7 protein-coding genes are annotated in these 8,462 nt (G+C 68.8%); 1 reads left to right on the top strand and 6 read right to left on the bottom strand.

From position 1 onward, the window contains the following. Nucleotides 1-583: 583 nt before the first annotated feature. Nucleotides 584-856 carry a CopG family ribbon-helix-helix protein gene (locus tag CMO28_RS25315; RefSeq protein WP_296718895.1) on the top strand — a complete coding sequence of 91 codons (273 nt, stop codon included), beginning with the start codon at nucleotides 584-586 and terminating at the stop codon, nucleotides 854-856. Between the two features lie 136 nt (nucleotides 857-992). Here the strand turns inward: CMO28_RS25315 and CMO28_RS25320 are convergent, their stop codons facing one another. The 6 genes from CMO28_RS25320 to CMO28_RS25345 form a co-directional block, all read right to left on the bottom strand. Then, a complete protein-coding gene (locus CMO28_RS25320) occupies nucleotides 993-1,592 on the bottom strand; it encodes a hypothetical protein (RefSeq protein WP_296718898.1) in 600 nt (199 codons plus the stop codon). Beyond that, nucleotides 1,589-2,293, bottom strand: a complete 705-nt coding sequence (locus tag CMO28_RS25325; protein ID WP_296718902.1) for a hypothetical protein — start codon at nucleotides 2,291-2,293, stop codon at nucleotides 1,589-1,591. The genes CMO28_RS25320 and CMO28_RS25325 overlap by 4 nt, the downstream gene beginning before the upstream one ends. A 290-nt stretch (nucleotides 2,294-2,583) precedes the next feature. Then, complete coding sequence (locus tag CMO28_RS25330) at nucleotides 2,584-3,660, bottom strand: hypothetical protein (RefSeq protein WP_296718906.1); 1,077 nt, start codon at nucleotides 3,658-3,660, stop codon at nucleotides 2,584-2,586. Continuing rightward, complete coding sequence (locus CMO28_RS25335; protein ID WP_296718909.1) at nucleotides 3,657-4,718, bottom strand: hypothetical protein; 1,062 nt, start codon at nucleotides 4,716-4,718, stop codon at nucleotides 3,657-3,659. Before CMO28_RS25335 ends, CMO28_RS25330 begins: the two co-directional genes overlap by 4 nt. Nucleotides 4,719-4,723: 5 nt before the next feature. After that, on the bottom strand, nucleotides 4,724-7,453 hold the full coding sequence (locus CMO28_RS25340) for a type VI secretion system Vgr family protein (RefSeq protein ID WP_296718912.1): 2,730 nt from the start codon (nucleotides 7,451-7,453) through the stop codon (nucleotides 4,724-4,726). A gap of 133 nt (nucleotides 7,454-7,586) precedes the next feature. After that, nucleotides 7,587-8,081: a hypothetical protein gene (locus tag CMO28_RS25345; protein WP_296718915.1), complete on the bottom strand. Its 495-nt coding sequence runs from the start codon at nucleotides 8,079-8,081 to the stop codon at nucleotides 7,587-7,589. Between the last annotated feature and the right edge of the window lie 381 nt (nucleotides 8,082-8,462).

Consider the following 8,462-nt stretch of genomic DNA (forward strand, 5'->3'; position numbering starts at 1 on the left):
TCAAACGAGGGCGAACTGATGTTCGCCACGGCCTGGGGGTTTCCATGACCGGAGCGATTGGTCATGTCTTCAAACCCTTCTATCTGGCCAATAAGGCCGACGCCGCGTTTCCATGACCGGAGCGATTGGTCATGCCTTCAAACCTACCGTAGTTAAGATCCGGCTGTTGCGCCGTTTCCATGACCGGAGCGATTGGTCATGCCTTCAAACACGTCTGCTGCATGAGGAACGGAAATGTTGAAGGTTTCCATGACCGGAGCGATTGGTCATGCCTTCAAACTCCCCTCCTTCCAAGCCCTTGTCAAGAGACCTCCGAAAAGCACGGTTTCCGTCGGGTCCTGCCCATTTGCATAACGGGATATGCACTCCAATTCTTGTCGGCATTTTCAATAATAATATCAGTATCATAGTATTTCCACTGGGCGATCTCCATCCGTTCACGCGCCCCATCCGCCGCGGCGCAGCCGAAAGGCATCCGCCTGTTCATCCACGGCGCCGGGACCGTCGGCAACAGGCGAAGAGGCTGGATTCCCGTCCCACAGGGGCCTGAATTATCAATGGATCGTTCCGGAAGGTGAGTGTCATGTCGACCTCTCTCAAGATTGATGACGACCTCGAACGGCGCCTCCACGAGGTGGCGGGCCGCCGCCGTCGCTCCGTCGATGCCGTCACGGTTGAAGCGGTCCGGCAATATGTCGAACGCGAGGAAGCCCGCGACGGCTTCCGACGGGAGGCCGAAGCGTCCTGGGCCGCGTATCAGACGGACGGCCTGCACCTGACTGGCCAGGACGTCAGCGATTGGCTGAACAGCTGGGGCACCGACGGCGAGACGCCGGCACCGCGGTGCCACAGGTAATCGTCACCAGAAATGCCGTTCGCGGCATCCAGCGCCGCCAGGCCTTTCTGGCGGCCAAGGCGCCCGATGCTGCTTATGTGCTGGCTTTCCGACACCAGAAGGAAGCCGGCTATCTGCTACCTTGACCACCCGGCCCTTACAGGCCCCCCACCTCCCACCCGATCCCATGCTCCGCCGCCACCCGCCGGAACCGCTCATGCAGCCGGTCGAAGCTGGCAGTGTCGCGGGCGACCAGCAGGAAGCCGTCGCCATCGGTCAGCGGCAGCACCACCGCCTCGATCGGGGCACTGAGCGCGGGCGCCGGTTGTGCGATCTCGGGCCGGCCGGGCGGGCGCCAGGCCAGAAGTTCGGTTTCGAAAAGCAGATCGGCCGTCGCCGTCAGGGTGTTGTGATCCGGTATCGGCTCGGCCGCCGGCACCAGGATCAATACCTGTTGCTGCATACCCCAGACCCCGCCGAACGCCTCTACGGCCAGCTCTGCGGCCTCATCCGTCACCCGAAAGGCCACCGCCCGGGTGATCCGGCGTTTCAGGCGCGCAATCAGGCCCGGCGGAGGGTCATGATCGATCCAGACCACCTGCCAGTATCCGCCGGTCACTGCCTCTGTCAGCCAGGCCGCAAGTTCCGGCGTCGGCTGGGCATCCACCGGCGGCGGTTCGGTCGAAAACGCCACCCGCATGCTCCGGCCATCGGGCCGGACCGGATCGGCGATCAGACGGTTGCCGGGCGTGGTCACGGCTGCGCTCCGCCGGCCGCCGCAGGCAAGCTGGTCTCAGGCAGTGGCGTGAAGAAGGTATCCGCCGCCCAGTCGTAAACCTCGCCGGACACCGCCTCGCCCAGCGCATAACCGCCGATGCCCCCGACGATGCAGCCGCCCAGCGCGCCCACCCCCGTACCCAGCCCGGGTTCCACGAAGGTGCCGGCGGCAGCGCCCAACTGGCCGACACCCCGGCAGCCCAGCCAGGCGCCGGTCCAGCCGGAGACGACCTGCACCGTGCGCCGGATCGGCCGGTCGGCGACGACGATCGACCAGGCATCGATCGCGACACCGGCGATCAGAAACACCCGCCCGGCATAACGATAGGCCCGCGCCCCCTGATAGAGCGCGGCCCCGCCGCGGCCGGCCGGCGCATGGTCGCTGATCCGGAAGCTGTCATGGGTGCCGCGCTGGTTCCAGTGATAGCCGATGGTACCGCTGCGCGGATTGGGGCCGTAATCCAGCCGCAGCACCCGCTTGCCGGTGACGTCCTGGAAAAACAGGGTGGAGGTCGACCGGCCGCGGAAGCGCGGATCGCGCGTGTCCAGCGCCACCGCCAGCCCGTTGGTCCCGGGTATCGGAATCCGCACCACCGACCCGGCCCCCACACCCACCGGGATCATCCCCGACATCAGGTCTTCGTCGCTGGTCACCTCTTCGCTCAGGGTCGGATCTGCCATGATCTGTCGTCCGTGATGGTGGTCAGGGAAGATGGTGGTCAAGGAACAGGGAAGGTGGATCCCCGCCTGCGCGGGGATGACGGTGGAGGGGGGGGTGCGCAGGCGGGTGAGGGTGGCGCCGGACATGGGCGTTGGGTTCTGCGGGAACGGTCGACGCTGCCCCCACCCCGCCATCCCGCCACTGTCCGACACCGCCGTCGATCGTGTCGCTACACACTAAACACCGTCATCCCCGCGAAGGCGGGGATCCACCTTTGTCGCCGCCCGGCGGACGACGCCGTCCGTCATCCTCACCCCCCACCGAAACTCCCCCGCACGATCTCGAACACCCGCCGGTTGGCGGCGTCGATCAGATAGGGGTCGGGGTCGGGGCGCGTGCCGGCCAGGGCGAAGACCACCCAGCCGCGCGGTTCGCGCACGATGGTCATCTCCACCCGCACCGGCACGCCGGCCGGGTTGACCGCGGTGGTGCTGCCGGTCTGCACCTCGGCCGTCGCACCCGGCGCGCTTGCCCGGTCGAGGGTCGGGGTGTCGAAGGTCAGGTCCTGCCGGGTGCGCAGGGTCTCGGCCACCGCCGCCGCCAGCGCCGCATGATCCGCCGCCGCCTCGGGCGCCAGCGTGCCGACATAGATCAGCCCCCCCGCCCGGCCGCCGGCATCAGTGGCGGTGAACTGCCGCCCGGCCGCGCGGGGCAGGCGATCGTCCGCCGCCATCTTCCAGGCGGCCGGCACCAGCAGCCAGGCGGGGATCGGCCCGTCCCAGGCGGCCTCGCGCATCGGCTCGGCATAGGGGCCGCCGATCAGCCCTTCCAGGCGGAAACCTTCGGTGGCGATGAACAGCGTTTCCTCGGCCGCCGCAAAGCCGTCGCGCGACACCGAGGCATCCGCCAGAAACATCAGATCGCCGGATTTGTAGCTGCGCAGCCGGTGCACCCGGCCCGCGCGTTCGGCCAGAACATCGCCCTGGGCCCCGGCCGCACCCGGCAGGCGGCGGGCATCCAGCACCTGCCAGTCATCAGCCTTCAGCCATTCCACCATCCAGTCGGCCGGCGCCAGTTCACGCCGCATGCGCTGCACCGCCACCTCCAGCCGCACATCGCCATCGGGCGCCGACCACGCGGCCAGCACCGCCAGCCCCTCGGTCCCCTCCGCCCGGGGCGGCAGGGCATGGGTGGTCCAGCCATGGGGGATCAGCACCGAAAAATTCGTCCCCGGACGCCGGGCATCGCCATAGGGCACCCGGCTGTGGCCGGCGGCGATCTCAGGCCGCGGGGTGACGGGTTCGGTCATCAGCCGCTCGGCCGCGCCGGCCCCGGATGCCGTCAGCAAAAGGACCGTCACCGCCAGGGGGAACAGCGCCTGCCTCATGCCGCCGCCACCCGATCGGTGAAGCTGGCGATCACGATCTCGAAGGCGCGGCGGTTGATCGCGTCCACCAGCAGCGGGTCGGGGTCGGGGCGGTTGCCCAGCAGGGCGAAGACCGACCAGCGGGTGGGATCGCGGGCGATAACCAGTTCCAGCCGCACCCGCTCGCCATCGGCCCGGCGGGCGGTGAGCCGGGCCTCGCGGACATCGGCCGGCGCCGCGGGGTCGCTCACCCGGCGGAGGTCCGGCTCCGCGATCTCAAGCCCCTGATCCCGGGCGAAAGAGGTGGTCAGCCGGTCCGCCAGCTCGTCATGGCTGGCGGCGCCGTCATGGGGGATGGTCGCCACATAGATCAGCCCGACCATGTGGTCCTCGGTCGCCGGGTTGGCGAAGCGCCAGGCCTGGCCGTCGCGCAGCTGTTCATCGCGCTGCTGCACCCAGATCGCCGGGATCACGAAGCGGGCGGGCGCCGGGGCGGTCAACGTCACCTCGCGCAGCGGTTCGGCCGGCACGGGCGATGCCGCGCCGGTCAGGCGGAAGCCTTCGGTGCCGATGAACAGGGTCTCTTCAAGCGCCTCGAAACGATGGCGGGCGACCGAAGCCGCGACCAGGAACAGCAGCGGCCCGGATTTGTAGCTGCGCAGCCGGTAGATCCGGGCATCGGGTGCCGCACGCTTCACCGCCAGCACATCGCCGAGCGCGCCCGCGGGCGAGGCGATCCGCCGCGCCGCCAGCACCTCGAAATCATTGGCCTTCAGCCATTCGACCATCCAGTCGGCCGGCGCCAGCTCGCGGGCCAGCCGCTGCACCGACACCTCCACCCGCGCATCCTCGCCGGGGTCCGACCAGACGGCCAACGGCACCAGCCCCTCGTCCGCCGCCCCGGCCGCCCCCGCTGGCCTCGCCGGCGGGTGGGTGTCCCAGCCATGGGGCACCAGCACCGAAAACCCGGTCTCGGGCCGGCGGTCGTCTTCATAGGCGACGCGGCTCCAGGCCCGGGCGATCTCCTCGCGCGGGGTCAGGGGCTCGGTCATCAGCTGCATCTCGTCTCTCCTGCTCATGACCGCTACTCTCCCCCACCCGAGGGGCCGATGCTGCCCTTCAGCCGCACGCCCGCCCCCAGAATCGCACCCAGCTTGGCATAGGCGCCGCCATGGACGCGACCGTCGCCGCCGTAATCGTAATAGCCGAACCCGCCCGCCGAGGCGGCAACGGTGCCGGCGGCGCCGGTCAGGCGGCCCTGAAGATTGATCGTATAGTCGTCGGGCACCCAGGGCAGCCAGCCGATCGGGATGGTGACATCGCCCTGCAACCCGCCTTCCAGCGCCGAGGCGCTGGCCATGCCGCCCAGCGCCAGGCCGGCGCGGCGGCCGTCATCGCCCAGCAGGATCTCGCCCTTGGCCGAGGCCGCCATCTGGCGGTATTCCGCCTGGCCGCCGACGCCGCCGGTCTCAAGATCGCCCAGCGCACCGCGGACATTGGCGTCGATCATGCTGGCCCGGGCCTCGCCATAGGCGCCGGCACCATAGCCGACGCCGGCATGGCCCTTGCCCTCGGCACCCAGCACGTTCAGCTTGCCGCCGACGCTGCCGTATTCGCCTTCCAGATCGCCATCCAGGAAGGCCCCGCCGCCCTTGAACTCGGCCTCCACCCGGCCGTCATCGGCGGTGATCGATCCCTCACCGCCCATCACCCGGGCCGTGCCGCCGTCGCCGTCACGCGTGCCGGCCCAGGCGTCGCCTTCGGCCTTCCAGGCCTCGCGGTCGCCCTCGGTTCCGGGGGTGGCGGGCTGGTTCTGGACATAGTCGCCATAGGCGGGGCCGCAATTCAGCATCACCACCGGGCCGTTGCTGCCGACGCCGTCGGCGGAAATCGTCACCGAGGATGTGCCGCCGGCATCCTCATCCAGCAGCACCTTGCCCTTGCGCACCACCCCGTCTTTGTTGACGAAGATGAAATTGTCGGTGTTGCGCATCTGAAGCAGCTTGTTGGTCGACGAAAAGCTGATGCCTTCGGCCGACAGGTCGAAGAAGTGGCCGTTGGTATGTTCGAACCGCACCCGCTCGCCATCCAGGATGATCCGGCTCATCACATGCTGGATCAGCACATTGGCGCGGGTCTTCACCACCTCGCTGTTGCCGACCGCACTGCCCCAGAGCGTGTTGGTGTCCTCGGTCGAGACATTGGCGGTGTTGATCATGCGGTTGCGGCCGGCCATGCGGGCATGGTCGCGCTGGGCGCGGAACAAAAGCTCCTCCGCCCCCGCCAGATCTTCGAAGCTCAGCTCGTTGAAGCCGCCGCCGCCGGGGCTGGTGGTGGATTTGAACGAGGTCCGGGTCCTGGTCGCAGGCAGGGTCAGGGGCGGCATGGTCTCGGCATTGGGCACGGTGCCGACCACCAGCGGCCGGTCGGGGTCGCCCTCGATGAAGGCGACCATCACCTCCATCCCGATGCGCGGAATGGTCTGCACCCCCATGCCCCGCCCGCCCCAGGGCTGCATCACCCGGATCCAGCAGGACGACCGGTCGTCGCCGGTGGCATAGCGGTCCCAGGGGAAGCGGACCTTGATCCGGCCATAACGGTCGGTGTGGATCTCTTCGCCCGCGGGTCCGACCACGGTTGCGGTCTGGACGCCGTCGATGGTGGGGCGCGGCGTGGTCTCGGGCGTCACATAGCGGGTGGCGGCCGGGATGGCGCGGAATTCCGCCGCATAGCGCGGCGCATCTCCGGCGGTGCCGACTTCATACCCCTCGGCGCTGGCGCGGTGCGACACCGCCGTCACCACATGGGGGCTGCCGTTCTCGATGTCGGACGGGTGGCCGGTCAGGGTGAACATGTCGCCCGGCGCCAGGCAGCGATTGGTCGCCAGCGCCTCGACATGGTCGACATCGCTTTCGATCGCCGCCATCCAGCGCGCGGCCCCGCGCCTGCCGCTTTCCGGCGTCAGATGCCGGCCATGCCAGTCATAGATCTCGTAAGATCCGTTGGTCGTCAGCCCGGCGACCGATCCGGCCCGGCCGGCAAGATCCACCTCCGGCGCCTCGTAATCATAATCCGACCGGGCGACCGCGCCGGTCACGAAGCGGAAATGCCGGTCCCAGCGGATCACCCCGTTCAGGTCGACATCGGTGGGGGCGAAACGCAGCACCTCGTCCGGCGCCGGCTGATAGGCGTGCACGCCGTCGGCCACCACCAGCAGATGGGCGTCTTCGCGATGGCGGAAGGTCCAGAACAGCCCGTCCTCTTCCATCAGCCGGGCGACGAAGTCGAAATCGGTCTCGCGATACTGGACGCAATAATCGCGCTTGGGCGGGGTGTTGATCACGCCGCCGAAATCGAAATCCTGAAAGCCGTTCTCGGTAAAGATCCGGCGCATGATCTCCAGGCTGGTCATGTCCTGGAAGATCCGGCAGTCCGATGTCTGGGTCAGCAGCCAGGTCCAGGGCCGCACGACCAGCGTATAGGCGCGCCGTCCGCGGGCGACCGCCTCGTCGGCGGAAAGCTCGGTCACGATGCCGCACCAATGGCGCCGGTCGCCGCCGGCCGATCCCGCCGGCAGTTCCAGCGAGAACCCCACCGGCCGGCCGATCAGCTCGTCGGGCGCCACATCCTCGCGGGTCGCCCGCACGCGCAGCTCGAAGCGGAACAGGGTGGACAGCGCCTCGAACCCTTCCAGCTTTTCCAGCAGGAAGACGTCGCGGCCAAGGCTCGTGTCCAGCACCAGCAGCCGGCCGTCCTGGATCGGCGCCGAGGATATCGGCGCCCCTCCCAGGCTTCCGAGACCACCTTCCATCATTCCGGCTCCCTCATCGGTCTCCATCTCCGGCTTCGGCTGGCCGAGCCTATCATCGCCATCCGCGGGTCTGAACCGGCGGCGCGCGCCGCCCCGGCTTTCACACGATCCTGCCGCAGCTTTGCCTCAGCCCCGGTCATTGACAGCCGCCCTCCGCCTCGTTCAGCAGCCGTTGAGCGCGGGGCGAGAGCGGACACCCCCGTTCCGCCAGCACCTGCACCGCCAGCAGCGCCTTGCCCGGATCGACCAGATTGCCGGCGAAACTCGACAACCTTCCGTGGAATTCGAGCACAAAATTACAGGTCCCGGCTGTGCGTCGGACATCCACCCGCGACACCGCCGCATAGGGAAGGCGATGGCTGCGCACCACGCCGTATTCCACCACATCCGGATGCAGCACCAGTCGCGGCCGGATATCGCTGCTGGCCCAGCTGATCCAGGGCAGCCCTTTGATCCCGGCAAACCCCGCCGCCAGCGGCAGATGAAGCACCTCGCCATCCGGCACCACCTCGCGCCGCACCGGCGCCGCCGCGGTGGCGTTCAGCTTGCCGCGCATCATCATCACCAACGCAAAACCGCCCACGCCCACGAACAGCAGGCCGAACACCGCGAAGATCCAGCCGGCCATCATCCAAGCCTCCCCATCGGCCCCGGCCTCCCCGGGGGTACGGACCCTGCCGAGGATCTGTCCGACACCACCCCCACCCACCTGCGCCACACCCCCTCTACCGTCATCCCCGCGAAGGCGGGGATCCAGGTTTGCCGCCCTGCGAAGACCGCCGACAAAGCGGGGACCGGCCGCGAGGACGGCAACGTCGAACCGCAGCGGGCCGGCGGACAGCGTCGACCGTTCCCGCAGACCCCACCGCTCATGTCCGACACCACCCCCACCCGCCTGCGCCACACCCCCTCTACCGTCATCCCCGCGAAAGGCAACTGTCAGCCCTCACGCCGGACGGGTGGGCGGGGCCCATGGAATCTCTTTTGCAATCATGATGTTAATCGTGATCGC

This window comes from Tistrella sp. (assembly GCF_002684955.1).
Classification (GTDB): Bacteria; Pseudomonadota; Alphaproteobacteria; order Tistrellales; family Tistrellaceae; genus Tistrella; species Tistrella mobilis.

Excerpts from the sequence above, each read along its gene's own strand:
- CMO28_RS25315 (WP_296718895.1), top strand. The coding sequence starts at position 584 with ATGTCGACCTCTCTCAAGATTGATGACGACCTCGAACGGCGCCTCCAC.
- CMO28_RS25325 (WP_296718902.1), bottom strand. The coding sequence starts at position 2,293 with ATGGCAGATCCGACCCTGAGCGAAGAGGTGACCAGCGACGAAGACCTG.
- CMO28_RS25330 (WP_296718906.1), bottom strand. The coding sequence starts at position 3,660 with ATGAGGCAGGCGCTGTTCCCCCTGGCGGTGACGGTCCTTTTGCTGACG.
- CMO28_RS25335 (WP_296718909.1), bottom strand. The coding sequence starts at position 4,718 with ATGAGCAGGAGAGACGAGATGCAGCTGATGACCGAGCCCCTGACCCCG.
- CMO28_RS25340 (WP_296718912.1), bottom strand. The coding sequence starts at position 7,453 with ATGATGGAAGGTGGTCTCGGAAGCCTGGGAGGGGCGCCGATATCCTCG.
- CMO28_RS25345 (WP_296718915.1), bottom strand. The coding sequence starts at position 8,081 with ATGATGGCCGGCTGGATCTTCGCGGTGTTCGGCCTGCTGTTCGTGGGC.